We start from the raw sequence: 19252 nt of genomic DNA, 5'->3' as shown, positions 1-19252 counted from the left end.
TTAGTCTTTTTTGTACTCCTTTAATTCTGCAACAACTCTACCAACAGAAACCTTTGTTTCAACTCTTAATGGAATTTTTCTTTCATCATTACTTAACCAGATAAAAATATCGCCCTTTCTTTTAAATAATCCCTCTGTTGTAAGTTCAGGTTTGACAACCAAAGCTTTCACTTCTTTATTAAGTGAAGTTTCTATAACCTCTTCCTTTATAGGTTTTACCTCAACTGTAGCGAATTTGTCACTGTCAAAGATGTCAATTAAAACAGGTTTATTTAATTCAATGGATAAACTGCGAAGATAGAAAAAGCCTGATAAAACATCCATGAAGACCTTTTCAACACCCTTATGAATGGAAACTTTATTTTTAATGTGATTTATAAATGTAATCTCTTTAGAATCATAGTTAAAATGGATTTCTTTGTCACCTCTATGTTTTCCTTCAATCTGCAAAAATCTAAAATGTTTTGGTTTTCCATGTTCAATTGTACTTTCTGCCTTATCATTTACATAGTAGAAATTTGAAATAAATGGTGCAGAATGAACCTCTGAAATAATTTTTACTTCCTTTTCATTTCCTTTTACATTAATCAATGCATAACCTGCATAAATTCCCATCCAGTATATGTCAAATCTCATTTTTTCATTAATGAATTTTTTAAAGTTGTTATGAATAACAGGGACTTCTTCTGTTTTTTTCTCTTCAGAGAGTTTGCTTAGACTTTCAACTTCATTCTGTGTTAAATATTCTTCTTTTTCTTCAGTTGTATCCCTTTGAATTTCACTATTCCCATTTTTTTCACTTACATTTTCACTTTCTTGCTGAATTTTTTCATTAAGTTCAGGTGAGGTTGTTGGCTTTTTTTCTTTTGAAAGAATGAAAGTTTCTATAAAGTAAAAGGAAGGAAGGCTAATATGAATTTTACCAAAGCCAAGCAATACTCCGATGTGAAAAAATAGAGAAATAACCAAAGCTATTGCAATCCATTTGAACTTCATATCCCTAAATTTTTCTTTCAAGAATAGCCTTAAAACATGGATGATTTCTTATTGGATCATAGGTTTTGGAATTTTTCAGATAATTCCAGTTATTGTATCCTTTGCTGATTGCTTTAATTAGCCATTCACAGGCTTCCTCAGGCATTCCCTTTGCTGCGTAAAGCTCAGCCATACTGTTTAATGCATAAATATTATTTGGGTTTAACTCAACAGATTTTTTTATATCCCTTTCAGCCTCTTCAATTTTACCCATTAACAAAAAAGTAAAGCCTCTGTTATTGTAAGGCATACCATTGTTAGGCTTAAGTTCTATGGCTTTGTTATAGTCAGAAATGGCAAGTTCATACAATCCCAGAACAGAATAAACAATACCTCTGTTGTTGTAGGCAAGGAAGTAATCAGGTTTAAGCTCAATAGCCTTTGTGTAATCAGCAATAGCTAAATGATAGAGTTTTTTTCTGTAATAGGCATTTCCCCTTTCCTTATAAGCCTGATAATTTCCTGGTTCTGCTTCAATAATTTTTGTATATTTAGCAATTGCTATATCGTGCTTGTTTCTCTTGATTATTTTAAGTTTTGTGTTAATTTTCTGCTTTGGCATAATTAAATTTTATTTATTTTTGTAAACTTTTATCAACTTTTTTCTTTTATTCCTTTATTTATCACCTTACTCCCCTTATTCTGTCCTTCTGAACGGAGCGATAGCGAAGAATCCCTTACTTTCTTTCCCTGTCATTCTGAGGCACGCAGTGCCGAAGAATCCCCTCCTTTTCAATCAGAATGAGACCCTTCGGCTTGCGCCTCAGGGTGACAAACAACAATACTGTCATTCTGAGCCTCTTTTTTTGTCATTCTGAGCGATAGCGAAGAATCTCCTTCTCTTGTCTCAAAAGAATGAGACCCTTCGGGACTTCGTCCCTCAGGGTGACAAGAAAAAAAGGTGATAAGAAAGAAAAAAGGGTGACAATAAAAAAGTCATTCTGAGCGTAAGCGAAGAATCCCCTCCTCTGTCCTTTTTTTTCAACAAAATGTATCAAAAAACACACACAAATTAAAAAGAAACATTTAAAAATCAACCCTCCCCATATGGCAAAAAATTTGCTTTTTTAGACAAAAAAATGTTCTTTGAAAAATTATTTTTCATATTTTTTGAGGAGACCCTTCGGCTTACGCCTCAGGGTGACAGAAAAGAGGGAAAAAGGGTGACAGAAGAAAAAAAGGGTGACAAAGGAAGGAGTCATTCTGAGCGTCAGCGAAGAATCCCCCTCTTTTTTCTGAGAGATTCCTCGGGGGATTGACCCCCTCGGAATGACAAAAGGGGTTGTCATTCTGAATTTTATTCTGTCATTCGGATCTTCTTTTATCTGTCCCTGAGCGAAGCGAAGAATCCCCTCTTTTTGTCATTCTGAACGAAGCGTTAGCGAAGTGAAGAATCTCATCCTCAAAAAACACTTGACAACATAAAAAAAGTATGGTAAACTTTTTTAAAACTTAAAAAACAAAGGAGGTGAGAGGCGGACACGGTGCATTAACGTAGGAGTCATTCTGACCCTGAGCAACAGCGAAGGGGAAGAATCTCATCCTTATTATGTAGTACCACCGTCTTTGGCGGTGTAACTGAACTAACCAATTGGAGGTTAGGAAGTGAAAAAATATGCAAGTATTTTAGCAGTATTAGTTCTTCTCTTAGGCTTTGCTGCACTCAGCTATGCAGCACCAGCAGAAATTCCCGCAGACACAACAGCAGTAATCGCAAAAGGTAAAACCCAGATAACCTTAGGCGGTGAATTGAGATTCAGAGGATTCTATGGGAGCAATTTACGAGTAGTAGATGAATCAAAATATCCTGTTAACCTTGATACTCCAGCGCCTAACAAATATGTATACAAAAACACAGCCAATTACGACTATCGTGTAAGACTCAATCTTGAAGCAAAGGTAACTCCAAATACAACTGGATATATTGAGCTTGAAAGCGGAACAACCACTGCAGATAACGTAACATGGGGTTCAGCATCTGGTGGTGCAAGAGGAGTATACAACGTTGGTAACACAAAGGAATCCAGTGTTACAATCCGTCAGGCATGGATTCAGTATCAAGGAACAGGGCTACTTGGTGTTCCAGCAGGAATTAAAGTAGGTCGTCAGCTTATTAAACTTGGTTATGGGCTTTTCTTTGACCACACCTATTTTGGTGATGATGCAATCTTGCTCTTTGTTCAGCCAATGAAAGAACTCACCCTTGCAGTTCATACAATTAAATTTGCAGAGAATAGCAACACTCTTAATGATGATGCAACAGCATATGGAATTTTAGCTGCCTATGCAGGTAAAGGCTTTGGCTTAAGCGCTGATATAACCTATGTTGACCATCAGAATGCTGGATTATTTGGAGCTGGTTCAGACATTCATCTTTGGAACTTTGGTTTAAGAGGAAATGTTGATGACATTGCAGGAACAGGACTTAACTTTAAAGCTGATGTAGAGTTTCAGACTGGTAAAATTAGAGATTTATCCCCAGAAATAAAACTCAGTGGCTGGGCAGCCATGGCAGGACTTGATTACAAATTTAAGACAATGCCACTTTCCCTTACCCTTGAGTATGCAATTGGTAGTGGTGACAAAGGCAGCACTTCCGACAAAAATGAAGCCTTTATAACAGCACTTGGACAGGAACAGCACTACACCTTTGTTTATGAATACTTTACACCATCAGCATGCGAAAGTTTAATTGACCCCCTAAAATCCAATCCGAACAGAACAGGACTCTGCAATACCCAGTATGTAAAATTCGGTGGTGCCTATGACATCACAAAGGACCTCAAAGCAGAACTCTATGGTTACTGGTTAAGAGCCCACAGATCAGTAGCAATTAATGGTTACTCAGAACGTGACAAAGACCTTGGCTGGGAAGTTGATGCAAAAGTAACATACCAGATTGACAAAGGTCTTACCTACTTTGTAGAAGGTGGATACTTCTGGCCCGGCGATGCATACAAACTCGACAATGGTAAAGATCCTGATGATGCCTGGGCAGTAAGACATGGTATCCAGCTTAGATTCTAATAATTAAAAAAAACGCACCGTGTCCGTCATAGGGCGGGGATTCCTCCCCGCCTTTTTTATTGTCATTCCGAGGGACTCAATGTCCCGAGGAATCTCTCAGAAAAAAAGGAGGGGATTCTTCGCTGACGCTCAGAATGACAGTATTGTTGTTTGTCACCCTTAGGTGCTCAATGCCCCGAAGGATCTCCTTCCGATTGTTAAAAGGAGGGGATTCTTCGCTGACGCTCAGAATGACAGTATTGTTGGCTGTCATCCTGAGCCGAAGGCGAAGGATCTCCTCCTTTGAGAAAAAAGATGAGATTCTTCGGCACTTCGTGCCTCCGAATGACATGGAAATATGTTCGTAATGACACCTCTTTATTGTCACCCTGAGGCGAAGCCGAAGGGTCTCATTCCTTTCTGTCATTCTGAAGGGGTTCAATACCCCGAGTCGCTGGCCTGAGCAGAGCGAAGGAACTTTCTCAGAAATAAGTATGAGATTCTTCGCCTTCGGCTCAGAATGACGGAAAACAGAGGGGATTCTTCACTTCGCTATCGCTCCGTTCAGAATGACAAAATAAAAAATCCAGAATGATCCTTTATTGTCACCCTGAGGCGTAAGCCGAAGGGTCTCATTCCTTTAAGACAAGAAGGAGATTCTTCGCTGACGCTCAGAATGACAAAAAAGAGGGATCAGAATGACAACATTCGGAGGGGATTCTTCGGTCGCATACGCTCCCTCAGAATGACAGTATTGTTGTTTGTCACCCTGAGGCGTAAGCCGAAGGGTCTCCTCCTTTTCTGTCAGTATTTTATGATAAAATATGCCATGAGTGAACATTATTATGTTTATATTATGACGAATAAATATAACACTGTTCTTTATACAGGTGTAACCAATGATTTGGTAAGAAGAGTTTACGAGCATAAAAATAAACTAGTAGAAGGCTTTACTGCTAAGTATAATCTAACAAAGCTTGTATATTATGAAGTTTTCAATGATATAAAGGAAGCAATCAACAGGGAAAAACAAATAAAAGGATGGAAGAGAGAAAAAAAGGAGGATTTGATAAAGGAATTTAACCCAATGTGGAAGGATTTATATGAGGAGATTGTTTGAAAAAAGATGAGATTCTTCGGCACTTCGTGCCTCAGAATGACAGTATTGTTGGCTGTCACCCTGAGCCGAAGGTGAAGTATCTCCTCCTTTTTCACCAGATAGATTCTTTAATGAGAGATTCCTCGGGGTATTGAACCCCTCGGAATGACCACAATATGCAAGCTTAGAACTGTCCATAAAATCTCTCATAAGCGAATCCTGTTAAAATATTTTCAAAGAATATTAATCTCCTACTTGAATTAAGCAATAAATAATTATATACTTATTTATGGATTTTATAGCCCTGTTAGGTTTAATCATAGGAATTTGTGCGGTTGTTGTAGGAAATATTGTTGAAGGTGGAACAACAGGTCATTTAGTTCAATTGGCTGCAGCAATTATTGTTTTTGGAGGAACCATAGGAGCTGTTCTACTTAGTTTTCCTCTTAAGGATTTAAATATTGCATTGAAATCCCTTAAATTAATATTCATTAACAGAAAAATATCCTATCAGGAAACAATTGATATAATTTTAGAACTTTTAATACTTGCAAGAAGAAGAGGACTTTTAGCTATTCAGAATGAGTTGGACAGAATAAAGGATCCTTTTTTAAGAAGAGGACTCACTTATATAGTAGATGGATTGAATAGTAATCTAATAAAAGATGCCCTTGAAAGAGAGATTTTAGCCTATGAAGAAATGTTAAAAAAAGCATCCCGTGTTTTTGAATCTGCAGGAGGATATGCACCGACAATTGGAATTATTGGAGCAATATTAGGTCTAATTCATGTTTTAAAAAATGTAGCAGACCCAACTAAAATAGGTGTAGGAATAGCAACTGCCTTTGTGGCAACAATTTATGGAGTTGGTTCTGCAAATCTTTTGTTTATTCCTATTAGTAAAAGACTTATAAATAAAATGGAAGAAGAAATTATACTGATGGAACTAATGATTGAGGGAATACTTGCAATAGAAGCTGGAATGAATCCTTACTATTTAAGAGCAAAGCTTGAAGCTTTTATTAATGAACGTCAAAAAGAAAGATTATAATGAGAATTAGAAAAAATCTTCATAAGGAAGAAGATAATACCCATAGATGGTTAATATCATGGGCTGACTTTTTAACTCTTCTATTTACTTTTTTTGTTGCTCTTTTTTCTCTTTCAACTATGGATTTATTTAAGGCAGAAAAATTCACAGGTTCTCTCAGGAAAGCCTTTAAAGTGATTGATGAACCTATTCCTTTTGAGGAAGACAGAAATAAAGCAATCATAGAAGACTTAAAAAAACTTCTAAATGATATATCAGGTATTAATGTAAAATCTGATGCAAGAGGCATAGTTATAAATATTCCAAGTTCAATTCTTTTTGACTCAGGTTCTGCCTTATTAAAGACTGAAGCTACAGAGGCTTTAATAAGAATTTCTGAAGCTTTGAAAGAAATCCCAGGGAAAATATTAATTGAAGGACATACTGATAATGTTCCCTTGTCATCCCATTCCATATATAAATCAAACTGGGAATTATCTTCAGCAAGAGCATCCTCTGTTCTTCACTTTTTAATTCAAAGGGGACTTTCTCCAGACAGATTTACAATTGCTGGATATGGAGAATACAAACCTGTAGCATCAAATGATACCCCTGAAGGTAGAGCTCAAAACAGAAGAGTTGAACTAATTATTCTAAGATGATTATAATATTTGAGAATTTTTCTGGAGTAAAAAAGTATGAGAGAGTTTTCAAGAGTTGATGCTTGCATTCCTTTGTCAGTAAGATTAGTTAGTGAAGAAGAAAAAAATAGAATTAAATCGAGACTATCAGGCGATTTAACTTTTTTGTCTTCAAGACCTGTTGATGAACCAGTTGATAGAGCATTGGCAGAGTGGCTCAAAATGATTAATCAAAAAATTGATTTTCTAATTAATTTAGTCACAATGCAACAGCAAGGTTTTTCATCTCTTCCTCTGACACAGGTTGATATAAGTGGTGGAGGTATTAATTTTTATTCTGAATACCCATATGAAACAGGGGACATATTGGAACTTAAAATGGTACTTGAAACTCCTTCACCAATTGCTTTATATATCTATGGAGAAGTGATAAACTGCGAACCAAAAGATAAAGGATATAGGGTCGGTGTAAAATTCATTAATATTGATGAAGATGTAAGAGACAATATAGTAAAATTTGTATTTCATAGACAAAGACAAATTCTAAGGCAGAAACGGGAGGTTTAATGCTCGTACCGATAGGGTTATTAGGTGTTTTGGGAGCAGTAGTCGGTGGATATATAATGGCACACGGTAATCTTTCTGTTCTTTTTCAACCAGCAGAATTCGTTATTATATTTGGTGCTGCTTTAGGAGCTCTTGTTATATCTGCTCCAAAACATGTTCTTATAGGAGTAATCAAGGGAGCTATAAAGACAATTACTGGTGGTGGCGGATATTCTAAAAAGGATTACTTGGAAGTATTGTTACTATTAACAGAGATATTTACTAAAATCCGTAAAGAAGGGCTAATCTCAATTGAACAGGATGTAGAAGAACCTCAAAATAGTCCTATATTTTCTAAATATCCAAAATTTATGAAAAATCATCATGCTTTAGGACTTCTCACAGATACTCTACGCACAGTTATGACTACAACAGTGTCTCCCTATGAACTTGAAAGTATTCTTGATAGTGAACTTGAAACATTACATGAAACAGAATCTGCTCCTGCGAAAAATTTAAATCATATAGCTGAGTCTTTACCTGGTTTGGGAATTGTAGCTGCAGTTCTTGGAGTTGTTATTACAATGGGAAAAATTAAGGAGCCCCCAGATGTTTTAGGACACAGTATAGGTGCTGCATTAGTAGGAACATTCCTTGGTGTTTTAATGTGTTATGGCTTTGTAGGTCCCCTTGCAAGAAGGCTTGAGGCAAGTGTAAATGAAGAAAAAGAGTATCTTCAGGTTATAAAATCAGCATTAGTTTCCTTTGTAGGAGGTGCAGCACCCCAGATAGCCGTGGAGTTTGCAAGAAGAGGTATTCCACCCCATCTAAGACCAAGTTTTTATGAATTAGAAGAAGAAATAAGGGCATTAAAGAGTGGCAGATAAATCAAAAACTACAGTAATAGTAAAAAAAATTAAAAAGGGACATGGCGGACATCATGGTGGTAGCTGGAAAGTAGCCTATGCTGATTTCGTTACAGCCATGATGGCATTCTTTCTTCTGTTATGGCTAATTACAATGGTTGAACCTGAGAAAAGAGCAGCAATAGCTGACTATTTTAGAAATTTCAATCTCTTTCAACAATCAGGAAGATCCTTTATGGAGCAATCCTCTTCTATTCATAAAGAAGTCAAAACAACTGTGGAACCTGTGACAGGAGAAAATCAAGCAGAAAGACTCAGTGAACAACTAAAACAGGCAATTGAACAGAAGTTAAAGGAACTTAAAGATCATATTATGATAGAAACTGTTGAAGGAGGAGTAAGAATTCAAATTATAGACCTTGAAGGCGACCCAATGTTTCCTCTTTCATCATCGGCACCAACTGACAAGGCAAAACAAATTCTAAAAGTGGTTGCAGAAAACATAAAAGATGAAAATGCCCGTATAGCAGTAGAAGGTCACACCGATGCAGTTCCTTTTAGAGGAGGTAAAACAACAAATTGGGAACTTTCTACAGAAAGAGCTTCCTCAGCACGAAGAGAACTCGAACAAAATGGAGTTGATCCCGCTAAAATTGCAAGAGTAGTTGGATATGCTGATACAATGCCTCTTATAAAGGATGACCCAAAAGACCCAAGAAACAGACGAATAAGCATAATCTTAATGTTTGAAAAGGGACAAAAACCTTCTCAGATTAATTTTTTACAGGAAAAACAAGGTTAAGAGCATTTTTTGCAATTCTTATTTCAACTGGAGCTTTACCAAAATAGTCTCCATCAATCTGAACATGGGAATCACCTAAAATTTTTATGTTTTCTGTCTTAAAATATTCTGTTTTTTTCATCTTTAAATGATATCCAAATATAACACCTAATATTTGTGTTGTAAAAGTTATCTTTGAAGAAGTTTTAGACAGAAAAACATAAAAATTTGGCTCCATCAAATTTGCATGAGGAGCAATTTTAAAGTTTCCTCCGTAACAGGAGGCTTTACAAACAACAGCAGTATATGCCTTTTTGTTTTCAGAATTTATTATCTTTAATTCCTTGGGTTTAAACTTCAGAAGAGTTTTTAGTCCACTCATAATATATGCGATTTTTTTTAAGTATTTCTTGTTTTCAGGATTAACATTGTAAACAGCTTCTCCATCAAAGCCTATACCAGCCATTAGAATAAAAAAGCGTTGTTTTTCTTTATTTTTTATTTTACCAAGATGAATTTTTTTGACAGTTCCCTTTAATGCTATGTCAATTGCTTTATCAATATTGTTTGGGATTTTTAATTCCTTTGCCAGTACAGAAGTTGTACCCATAGGTAATATTGCAAGGGGTATATCGGAAAAACAAAGACCATTTATTACTTCATTGTAGGTTCCATCTCCTCCAGCAGCTAAAACAAGAACGGAATTAACTTCATTAAGATGTTCACTTTTTATATGTTTTGCAAAAATTTCCGCATCACCTTGTTTTTTTGTTAAAAATGTCTCAAATTGAATATTTTTAGATTTTAATATACGTTGAGCTAACTCTATTTTTTTTAATGCACCACCACCAGCAATAGGATTTCCTATTAGATAAATTTTCTTATATTTCATACAACCAATACTGGTGTTTTCTCAAGAAAATTTACCACTTTTTCAATATCAACGGGAGATTTTACAAAAAAGACTCTACCACCTGTGTCATCGCCTTGATTTTTTATATTTGTTATTCTTAAGTATCCAAAATTTCGCGAGGCAATGTATCCAGTTGTATAGTCTGGATTATCGGAAATACAAATTTCAGCAATAATTTCATTAAGATAAGCAACTTTAGAGGCAATTGTGATTGCTTCAATAACTCTCTGAGGATTTGAAGATAGTTTTCTTATTTTTCGAAGAATCCTATTTTTTGTTTTTTTATCCATCTGAATTCGAGAAACCCTTACACCTCTTTGTTTGTCTTTCTCAAGTCGCTCTGTTGTATTGATATCAATTAATGAAGCTCCCCTCATTTTACAATTCTTTATAACTTCAAAGGCTTTGTATATGCAATTTTCTGATATACCAAGCGTAATAAGATTTTTTTTTACTATATTAAAAGCCTCTTCAGGAGATCTACAAAATATTGTTTTCACGGGTAGGGCTTCTACCTTTTTAATAGGTTCCTGAATTTTTTCAACGGTAAAAACTATTTTATCTGGTTGTCCCTTTGAATGGTTTAAAGCCCTTTTAAAAAACTCTTTTAATGCCCTTTCTATGTTAACCAAATCATATATTCCTTCAGCACCTGATATATGTTTTTCTGAATCCTTTTCAAATTTTGAAGCTCTCATTCTAACAGACCACATAGTCAACCTCAAGTTCATGTTTTTTAATAAAATCTAAATCGTCTTTGTAATCTCTTCCTAAGGTTGTAAGATAATTACCTGTCATTAAAGCATTAGCTCCTGCTATAAAGATCCAAGAGGTAAAATCACCAAGCAAAGGTCTTCCACCGCATACTCTTATATCTTTATCTGGAAGTATTATTCTAAATAGAGAAATTATTTTCAAAGCCTCCATTGGTGGTAAAGGTATACAACTTTCAAGGGGAGTGCCTCTAATAGGAGTTAAAAAATTTAATGGAACAGAATCAACATCACTGTCTTTTAAAAATTTAGCCATATCTACTCTATCAGACCAGCTCTCTCCCATTCCGAATACTCCGCCAGAACATACAGAAAGTCCTGCTTTTTTTGCAGATTCAATTGTTTCAACTTTATCAGCAAATTTATGGGTAGAACAAATTTTACTAAAATATCTTTCTGAAGTTTCTATATTACAGTGAAGTCTCTGGAGTCCCTTATCTCTTAAATAAGAAATTTCATCGTATTTGATGAGTCCAAGGGAGGCACAGACATTTATATCATTTTTTCTTAAAAGTTCAATATAATTACCAATCTTTGTTAACTCATCCTTTGAAGGTTTTTTACCGCTTATAACTATTGAAAATCTCTTGACTTTATTATTTTTTGCCTCTATTGCTTTATCTAAAATTTTTTTAGGTTCTATTAATGGATATTCTGGAGCATCTGTTTTATATCTTGAAGACTGAGCACAAAAAGCACAGTCTTCAGAGCATCTTCCGCTTTTGGCATTAACAATTGCGCATAACTCTATTTTATTGCTTTTATACTTCACTCTGAGAGTATTAGCTAAAAAGAGTATTTCATATATATTTTTTTTATTAATCAATTCCAAGATATCTTCTTCTTTCCAATTAGAGCCGAGGGAATCTGACATATGCTCCTCTTTATTTAGTGATTACCTTCAGATAACGCAAATCTTTAAGAACAATTTTTCTACTTTTTACTGCTATAATCGATAAAAATAAAATTATAAACAGAAGAAAGATTCTGGCAAATATCTTTGTTGGTTCACTAACTAAAATTATTGAAGTAAAATCTTTAATTACCCAAAAATAAGTAATCAAGACAATAAATACAGGCGATACAAAAGCAATAACATATACAAAAGCCTTAGGTATTTTTAAGGATGTATTCTGAATTAGTTCATTGTAAAAATTATTAATTCCAAAAATCCAGACAAAAACAATAATTTCAATAAGGCCAAATAAAAGTAGCATTACACATCCTGCCCAGAAATCAATTTCATCAATAAAATTTGGCACAAAAGCAGAAAGATGGGCTCCAATAGTGATTAAAATCATTGATACAGTTACAGACTTCGTATGGCTCCATTTCATTTCATCTTCAAACAATGCTATCAAAGGTTGTGTAAGGGCTAAAGATGATGTTAAAGCTGCTAAGAAAAGCAATAAAAACCAAATAAAAGAGATTAACCATCCTAATGGGAAATTCATAAGCACCGCAGGCATTGTCATAAATCCCAGTCTAAAAGTGCCTTCCTTTGCAAGTTCTGGAATTGCAACGGCTGAAAACATAGCAAAGGCTGCAGGAATGGCAATTGATGCACCAATAACAACTTCTATGAATTCATTTATCCCTGCAGTCCATAATCCAGCCTTTACAACATCTTCCCTTTTTTTAACATAACTGGCATAAACAGCTATTGCTCCCATACCCAATGAGAGAGTAAAAAATATCTGTCCCGATGCTTCAATCCAGACTTTAGGGTCTTTAATACCAGAAAAGTTCAAATTATAGATAAATTTTAATCCCTCTAATCCTGCCCAATCTCTACTTGATAGAGCAATAAAACCAAGTAGAATGCCAAAAAGAATTATGGCAGGCATTCCTATCTTTGCAGTCAACTCTATTCCCTTTACAATTCCTCTCTGAAGAATTAACCAGTTTATTGCTAAAGTAATAATCAAGAAAGTATAGGCTGTAATAGAAGGATTGGTATAAGCTCTAAAAAACTCAACATAGGGTTTAACAGCTTCCTGGGGATTATCGCTTATCATAGGAATAGGCATTTTTTGGAAAAGAGATAAAAATGCGAATCCCAAAGTCCAAGACTCTATGTAAATGTAATACATACAAATTAAAAGAGGAATTGCTACACCAAAAGAACCCAAAACCCTTGCCCAACTGGCATGTTTGAAAAAAAGTCCCAAAATGCCTGTCATAGAACCATGCCCATGTTTCCCTGCATATTTACCTATTATCCACTCAATAATCATTAAAGGAAGTCCCATAAGAAAAAAGGCAATAAAATAAGGAACCATAAAGGCTCCTCCACCATAAAGAGCAGCCTTTGAAGGAAATCTAAGAATATTCCCTAACCCAACAGCATTACCTGCTGTTGCAAGTATTAGACCTACTCTTGATTTCCAATTCTCTCTTTTATTCATAGTGGTCTTATGAAAAATTTATATTGGTATATTATAATCAATTTTTCAAATAAACACATATAATCTGAAATTGCCGATAGAAAAACGCTGATTCGGAAGGACAGACTAAGTGAATTGTCATTCTGAGGCACGAAGTGCCGGAAGAATCCCCTCCTTTTCAATCGGAATGAGACCCTTCGGCTACACCTCAGGGTGACAGGAAGGGAAAAAAGGAATGAGACCCTTCGGGACTTCGTCTCTCATGGTGACAAATGAAGAGAGTGTTATCGTATATTTAGTTTGCCTGAATAAATAAAAAGAAATTTAAAAATACCTTGAAAATTCATAGGAGAGTGTTATTATACTAAACTTATGCTTATTAAAAATTCACCAGGTCTTTATGAGAAGATTTCTTTGCTTGCAGGTGGAGCAAAGTTTGATGTTTCCTGTGCTTCAAGTGGAGTAAGTAGAAAAAATAACCATTCAAATATGGGAAATACATCAAAATTTGGTATTTGTCATAGTTGGACATCTGATGGAAGATGTATTAGCCTTCTTAAAATTCTTTTTACCAATTTCTGTATAAATGATTGCGCTTACTGTATAAATAGAAAGAAAAATGATATTCCAAGAACAATACTTTCACCTGAAGAATTAGCAAAAGTTACCTACGAATTTTACAGAAGAAATTATATAGAAGGACTTTTTTTGAGCTCTGGAATTATTAACAATGCTGACAAAACTATGGAGATGATGATAGATGCATTAAAAATTCTTAGAATTAAATATAAATTTAATGGATATATCCATCTTAAAATTATTCCTGAATCCTCTCAATCAACAATTCTTGAGGCAATTAAGTGGGCAGACAGAGTAAGCATAAATATTGAACTTCCAACAGAGAAGTCCCTGTCCTATCTTGCTCCAGATAAAAAGATGACTTCTATTATAAATACTATGAATTTCATTTCAAAGACAATTGAAGATTTAAAGGATGACAAATCTGGATATAATGCAAAGGGTGGTCAGAGCACCCAATTGATAATTGGAGCTACACCAGAAAGTGACTTTGAAATTTTAAAATTAAGCAGTCTACTTTATAAAAAAAATAGATTAAAAAGGGTTTATTACTCTGGATATATACCTGTAAATAATGATTCTCGATTACCTGCTCTCTCAAAACCTCCTCTTTTAAGAGAACATAGACTTTATCAGGCAGACTGGTTAATGAGATTTTATGGATTCAATATAGATGAAATAGTATCTCCAGATAATCCCTATCTAAATGAAAAGTTTGACCCTAAACTTGATTGGGCATTGAGAAATCTTGACTTTTTCCCTGTTGATATTGCTAAGGCACCCTATGAAATGATCTTAAGGGTTCCTGGCATTGGTCCTACTTCAGCTAAAAGAATCATAAAATTAAGAAAATATTGCTCATTTACTCTAAATGACTTAAAAAAACTTGGTGTTGTTATCAAAAGAGCTAAGTATTTTATAACAATCAACGGAAAATCATACAGTGTTGATAAAGTTGAAAAAAATAGGGAACGATTGAGAAACAATTTATCAGAGTCAGTGCAGTATGGTCTTGCATTATGAATACATTAGTAAAGAGACTAAAAGAAACATTAAATAAAAAGCAGGAACAACTTTTTGTTCACCAGATTGATTCCTTTGATAAAACATTCAGAGAGCTTGATAAAAAAACTTTTCAAATTTTATATAATTACAGCCTTTCTGAAGGAAATACCGTTTATGAAGATATCTGTTATTTCTTAGAGAAATATAAAGATCAAAAAATTTTGAATTTTTCATCAGACCCTGTATTTGAAAGAATTTTTCACACTTCCCAAAGAGTAAAAAGAGAGATTCATAGGTTTAAAGGTTTTTTAAGATTTAAAGAAGTGAAAGGTGGATATCTTTATGCTTCATTTAAACCAGAATACAACATTATTTTGCCACTATCAAGGCACTTTGCCAATAGAATGATGAAAGAAAAAATAATTATCCATGATACAAAAAGAGACTTAGCTGTTTTCTGTTATGAAAATAGAGTATATTCAGCTAAAATTGAAAGTTCTATTCCCGATGAAACTGCATTAGAAAAAATAATCTCTTCCCTCTGGATTGAATATTTTGAAAAAGTTGCCATAAAGGAAAGATTCAATAAAAATCTACAAAGACAAAAAGTACCATTAAAATACAGAAATTCAATATTGGAATTTAGGAGAGAACATGTTTAATTTTATAACAGACTTTGATATTTATTTATTTGGTGAAGGGAATCATCTAAAAATTTATGAGAAACTTGGTGCCCATCTAATTAAATTTAATGACACTGAGGGGGTTCACTTTGCAGTTTGGGCACCAAATGCAAAGTATGTTTCTGTTATTGGAGATTTTAACGAATGGAATCCATCAAAAAATCCAATGAAATTATTGGGAAGTTCTGGAATATGGACAACCTTTATTGAAGGATTAAAGGAAGGCTCTTTATACAAATACTACATTCACGGGTGGGATAACTCAATTCAACTTAAGGCAGACCCTTACGGATTTTTCTTTGAGATTAGACCAAAAAGTGCAAGTATAGTTTATAAACTTAAGGATAAATACATCTGGAATGACTCAAAATGGATTGAAAAGAGAAAAAATACCAATTGGCTTAAAGAACCTATATCAATCTATGAAGTCCATCTTGGTTCATGGAAAAGAAAACCTGACGGAAGTTTTTTAAATTACAGAGAGCTTGCTCATGAATTAATTCCCTATGTAAAATGGCTTGGTTTTACTCATATTGAACTTCTTCCTATAGCTGAACATCCTCTGGATGAATCATGGGGATATCAATGCGTTGGTTATTATGCTCCAACAAGTCGTTTTGGTACTCCTCAGGATTTCATGTATTTTGTTGACTATGCTCATCAAAATGACATAGGAGTAATTGTTGATTGGGTACCATCCCATTTTCCAAAGGATGGACACGGACTTATAAGGTTTGACGGCACTGCCCTTTATGAACATGAAGACCCTCGAAAAGGTGAACATAAAGATTGGGGTACGCTAATTTATAATTATGGAAGAAATGAAGTAAGAAACTTTTTAATTGCCAATGCCCTTTTCTGGTTCGATGTCTATCATATTGATGGATTAAGAGTAGATGCAGTTGCATCAATGCTTTATCTTGATTATTCAAAAAAGGAAGGCGAATGGATTCCAAACATATATGGAGGTAAAGAGAACCTTGAAGCTATAGATTTTTTAAGAAAGATGAATGAACTGAATCATGGACATTACCCGGGAACACTTACAATAGCTGAAGAGTCTACTGCTTGGCCTATGGTAACCCGTCCAACCTATATAGGTGGATTAGGATTTACAATGAAATGGAATATGGGATGGATGCACGATACACTCTTTTATTTTTCAAAGGATCCCATTTTTAGAAAATATCATACCAATTCAATAACTTTTAGCCTTCTTTATGCCTTCTCAGAAAACTTTGTTCTTCCTCTATCCCACGATGAAGTTGTATATGGTAAGGGTTCCCTTTTTCAAAAAATGCCAGGAGATAAATGGCAAAAACTTGCAAATCTGAAGTTACTTTACGGATATATGTATGGACATCCGGGCAAAAAATTGCTTTTTATGGGCTCTGAATTTGCTCAGATTAATGAATGGAACTGGAATTGGCAGATTGAATGGCATTTACTTGATGACGAAGCTCACAGAGGTGTGACTAATTTTATTAGAGACTTAAACTCCCTTTATAAAAAAGAAAAAGCTTTATATGAAGTTGATTTTCATTGGAATGGCTTTGAATGGATTGATTTTTCAGACTCTGAACAAAGTATTATTTCCTTCATTAGAAAAAGCCAAGACAAAAAAGATTTCCTCATATTTGTCTTTAACTTAACTCCTGTACCAAGATTTAATTACCGCATAGGTGTTCCAGAAGAAGGATTTTACAAAGAATTGTTAAATAGCGATTCATATATATATGGTGGTAGTAATCTTGGAAACAACGGAGGAGTATGGTCACAAAATTATTCCTTTCATGGAAGACCATATAGTATTGAACTTACTTTGCCACCACTGGCAGTATTAGTTTTAAAAAAATCTTGATATAAGTTTAGGAGGCGTATATGAAACATATTATTCGAGGAAAATATTTGATTACAATGAATGAAAAGGAGCAAATAATTGAAAATGGAGCTCTTTTAGTAGAAAATGGCAAAATTATTGACATAGATATATTTGAAGAAATTTTGAAGAAATACAATGACCCTTCTATTAAGATATACGGGAATTCTTATTCTGCTGTATTGCCTGGATTTATAAATACACATACCCATTCTGCAATGGTTCTTTTTAGAGGAATTGCCGATGATTTACCTCTCCATAAGTGGCTTACAGAGCATATATGGCCAAAGGAAGCAAAGTTTTTAAGCCCTGACTTTGTTTATGATGGAACTTTACTTGCCTGTATTGAAATGTTAAAGAGTGGTACAACTACATTCAATGACATGTATTTTTTCACTGAAAGCATAGCAAAGGCAGCAAAAGATGCAAGTATTAGGGCAGTTGTAGGACAGGGAGTTCTGGATTTTCCAACTCCAAGCGGCTCTGGTGCAAAGGATTATTTGGCTAAAGCAGAGGATTTTATAAAAAAATTTAAATCCGATGACTTTATAATTCCAGCAGTTGCACCCCATGCAATTTATACATGTAGCAAAGAAACACTACTTTCCTGTAAAGAACTTGCACTAAAATATAATGTTCCAATACATATTCATCTTAGTGAAACTTTTCAGGAAGTTGAAGAGAGTATGAATAGACACGGATTAAGACCTGTTAAATATCTTGATAGCATAGGATTCCTTGAAGGAAAAATAATTGCTGCTCATTGTGTCTGGCTTGACGATGAAGAGATAGAGATTATGGCAAAACATAATATAGGAATATCCCATTGCATTGAAAGCAATCTTAAACTTTCAAGCGGTATTGCACCAGTGGCAAAAATGATTCGTAAAGGAGTAAAAGTAAGTATGGGAACAGATGGTGCAGCAAGCAATAATAATCTTGATCTTCTTGAAGAGATTTCTATTTCTGCAAAAGTACAAAAAGGAATAACTGCAGATCCAACAGTACTTGATGTGAAAACATGTATGAAAATGCTTACAATTTGGGCTGCAGAAGGATTGGGACTTGAAAAGGAAATTGGAAGTATAGAGGTAGGTAAAAGAGCTGATATTATTTTAATTAATATAAGAAAACCCCATTTACAACCAATTTATGATATTTACTCAACGATAATCTATTCTGCAAAAGTATCTGATATTGAAGATGTTTTTGTAAATGGTATTCCAGTAGTCCTTGGTGGAAGGCATCAGTTTATTGATGAAGATGAGATAATTGATAAGGCTTCTTGGTGGGCTGAAAAAATTAAAAATTCATGAAGTCCCTGAATCATTGGAAAGAAAATTTTTCAGTCCTCCACTTCTTGAGAAGCCAAAGCATTCAAGTAATAAATATTGTATAAAGTGTGCCTTTGAATATGGGAACAGAGAATTTTTCTTGGTAGTCCTTCTTCATAAGTTGAAGAATGTTTAAATCGTATTCGATTTTTTTAAGTTTTAATTCTTATAATTTTTTTCATCATTTCTTTTGCCATTCTACCCCTTTTTTTGTCATTCTTAACGAAGCGATAGCGAAGTGAAGAATCCTCTCTTTTCTCAAAGGAATGAGACCCTTCGGCTTACACCTCAGGGTGACAAAAAAGGGGTCATTCTGAACAGAGCGATAGCGGAGTGAAGAATCCCCTCTGTTTTCCGTCATTCTGAGCCGAAGGCGAAGAATCTCATCCTTATTTCTGAGAGAGTTCCTTCGCTCTGCTCAGGACAGCGCCTCGGGGTATTGAACCCCTCGGAATACGATGACAAAAAGGGGGTCATTCTGTGACCCTGAGCGATAGCGAAGGAGAAGAATCCCCTCCTTTTTCAAAAGAATGAGACCCTTCGGGACTTCGTCCCTCAGGGTGACAAATGAAAGAAGGTCCTTCTGAGGCACGCTGTGCCGAAGAATCCCCTCCCTTTTCTGTCATTTTGCTTTTCTTTTTCTGTCATCCTGAGCCGAAGGCGAAGGATCTCATTCCGATTATAAATAGGTTGGA

At 34.7% G+C, this 19252-nt stretch carries 17 protein-coding genes; 11 read left to right on the top strand and 6 right to left on the bottom strand.

Annotated features, from left to right (window positions below; translation table 11 throughout):
- Entirely contained in the window at positions 1 to 996 is a 996-nt protein-coding gene (locus QI155_RS10055) for a DUF3108 domain-containing protein (RefSeq protein ID WP_143600669.1), read from the bottom strand.
- Positions 997 to 1000: 4 nt separating this feature from the next.
- Positions 1001 to 1597 (bottom strand): tetratricopeptide repeat protein, encoded by a 597-nt coding sequence (locus QI155_RS10050; RefSeq protein WP_068859560.1) that lies wholly within the window; start codon positions 1595 to 1597, stop codon positions 1001 to 1003.
- 1043 nt (positions 1598 to 2640) lie between these two features.
- Here QI155_RS10050 and QI155_RS10045 point away from each other — a divergent pair.
- The 7 genes from QI155_RS10045 (at position 2641) to QI155_RS10015 (ending at position 9025) form a co-directional block, all read left to right on the top strand.
- The gene (locus QI155_RS10045; RefSeq protein WP_281321538.1) at positions 2641 to 4062 is read left to right on the top strand and encodes an alginate export family protein; all 1422 of its coding nucleotides are present in this window, start codon (positions 2641 to 2643) and stop codon (positions 4060 to 4062) included.
- Positions 4063 to 4870: 808 nt separating this feature from the next.
- Positions 4871 to 5161, top strand: coding sequence for a GIY-YIG nuclease family protein (locus QI155_RS10040; RefSeq protein ID WP_068859652.1), 291 nt, complete (start codon positions 4871 to 4873; stop codon positions 5159 to 5161).
- Between the two features lie 268 nt (positions 5162 to 5429).
- Positions 5430 to 6191 (top strand): flagellar motor protein, encoded by a 762-nt coding sequence (locus tag QI155_RS10035; RefSeq protein WP_281321537.1) that lies wholly within the window; start codon positions 5430 to 5432, stop codon positions 6189 to 6191.
- Entirely contained in the window at positions 6191 to 6832 is a 642-nt protein-coding gene (locus QI155_RS10030; protein WP_068860121.1) for an OmpA family protein, read from the top strand. Before QI155_RS10035 ends, QI155_RS10030 begins: the two co-directional genes overlap by 1 nt.
- Positions 6833 to 6868: 36 nt before the next feature.
- Positions 6869 to 7378 carry a PilZ domain-containing protein gene (locus QI155_RS10025; protein WP_068860119.1) on the top strand — a complete coding sequence of 170 codons (510 nt, stop codon included), beginning with the start codon at positions 6869 to 6871 and terminating at the stop codon, positions 7376 to 7378.
- Complete coding sequence (gene motA / locus QI155_RS10020) at positions 7378 to 8244, top strand: flagellar motor stator protein MotA (protein ID WP_068860117.1); 867 nt, start codon at positions 7378 to 7380, stop codon at positions 8242 to 8244. The genes QI155_RS10025 and motA overlap by 1 nt, the downstream gene beginning before the upstream one ends.
- On the top strand, positions 8234 to 9025 hold the full coding sequence (locus QI155_RS10015) for a flagellar motor protein MotB (protein ID WP_068860115.1): 792 nt from the start codon (positions 8234 to 8236) through the stop codon (positions 9023 to 9025). Before motA ends, QI155_RS10015 begins: the two co-directional genes overlap by 11 nt.
- Here the strand turns inward: QI155_RS10015 and QI155_RS10010 are convergent.
- Genes QI155_RS10010 through QI155_RS09995 form a run of 4 tightly spaced genes read right to left on the bottom strand, consistent with a single transcriptional unit; the run spans position 8997 to position 13098 of the window.
- Positions 8997 to 9896 (bottom strand): diacylglycerol kinase family protein, encoded by a 900-nt coding sequence (locus tag QI155_RS10010; protein ID WP_068860110.1) that lies wholly within the window; start codon positions 9894 to 9896, stop codon positions 8997 to 8999. The two genes, QI155_RS10015 and QI155_RS10010, sit on opposite strands and share 29 nt — an antisense overlap.
- Positions 9893 to 10630 carry a 6-carboxyhexanoate--CoA ligase gene (locus QI155_RS10005; RefSeq protein ID WP_068860108.1) on the bottom strand — a complete coding sequence of 246 codons (738 nt, stop codon included), beginning with the start codon at positions 10628 to 10630 and terminating at the stop codon, positions 9893 to 9895. Before QI155_RS10005 ends, QI155_RS10010 begins: the two co-directional genes overlap by 4 nt.
- Positions 10617 to 11564, bottom strand: coding sequence for a biotin synthase BioB (gene bioB / locus QI155_RS10000; RefSeq protein WP_068860106.1), 948 nt, complete (start codon positions 11562 to 11564; stop codon positions 10617 to 10619). Before bioB ends, QI155_RS10005 begins: the two co-directional genes overlap by 14 nt.
- Before the next feature lie 10 nt (positions 11565 to 11574).
- A complete protein-coding gene (locus QI155_RS09995) occupies positions 11575 to 13098 on the bottom strand; it encodes a sodium-dependent transporter (RefSeq protein WP_068860104.1) in 1524 nt (507 codons plus the stop codon).
- 351 nt (positions 13099 to 13449) lie between these two features.
- Between QI155_RS09995 and QI155_RS09990 the strand changes: the two genes are divergently transcribed.
- The 4 genes from QI155_RS09990 to QI155_RS09975 are packed head-to-tail and all read left to right on the top strand — an operon-like array spanning position 13450 to position 18539.
- On the top strand, positions 13450 to 14679 hold the full coding sequence (locus QI155_RS09990; protein ID WP_068860102.1) for a putative DNA modification/repair radical SAM protein: 1230 nt from the start codon (positions 13450 to 13452) through the stop codon (positions 14677 to 14679).
- Positions 14676 to 15323 (top strand): TIGR03915 family putative DNA repair protein, encoded by a 648-nt coding sequence (locus tag QI155_RS09985; protein WP_281321536.1) that lies wholly within the window; start codon positions 14676 to 14678, stop codon positions 15321 to 15323. The genes QI155_RS09990 and QI155_RS09985 overlap by 4 nt, the downstream gene beginning before the upstream one ends.
- Positions 15316 to 17205, top strand: coding sequence for a 1,4-alpha-glucan branching protein GlgB (gene glgB / locus QI155_RS09980; RefSeq protein ID WP_068860099.1), 1890 nt, complete (start codon positions 15316 to 15318; stop codon positions 17203 to 17205). The genes QI155_RS09985 and glgB overlap by 8 nt, the downstream gene beginning before the upstream one ends.
- Before the next feature lie 20 nt (positions 17206 to 17225).
- Positions 17226 to 18539 carry an amidohydrolase gene (locus tag QI155_RS09975; protein WP_068860096.1) on the top strand — a complete coding sequence of 438 codons (1314 nt, stop codon included), beginning with the start codon at positions 17226 to 17228 and terminating at the stop codon, positions 18537 to 18539.
- The last annotated feature ends 713 nt before the right edge of the window (positions 18540 to 19252 follow it).

Origin of the sequence: Thermodesulfovibrio sp. 1176, from assembly GCF_029946585.1 — a bacterium.
Classification (GTDB): domain Bacteria; phylum Nitrospirota; class Thermodesulfovibrionia; order Thermodesulfovibrionales; family Thermodesulfovibrionaceae; genus Thermodesulfovibrio.
The sequence above is the reverse complement of the archived record's forward strand: the minus strand, read 5'-3'. Positions and strand labels throughout refer to the sequence as shown.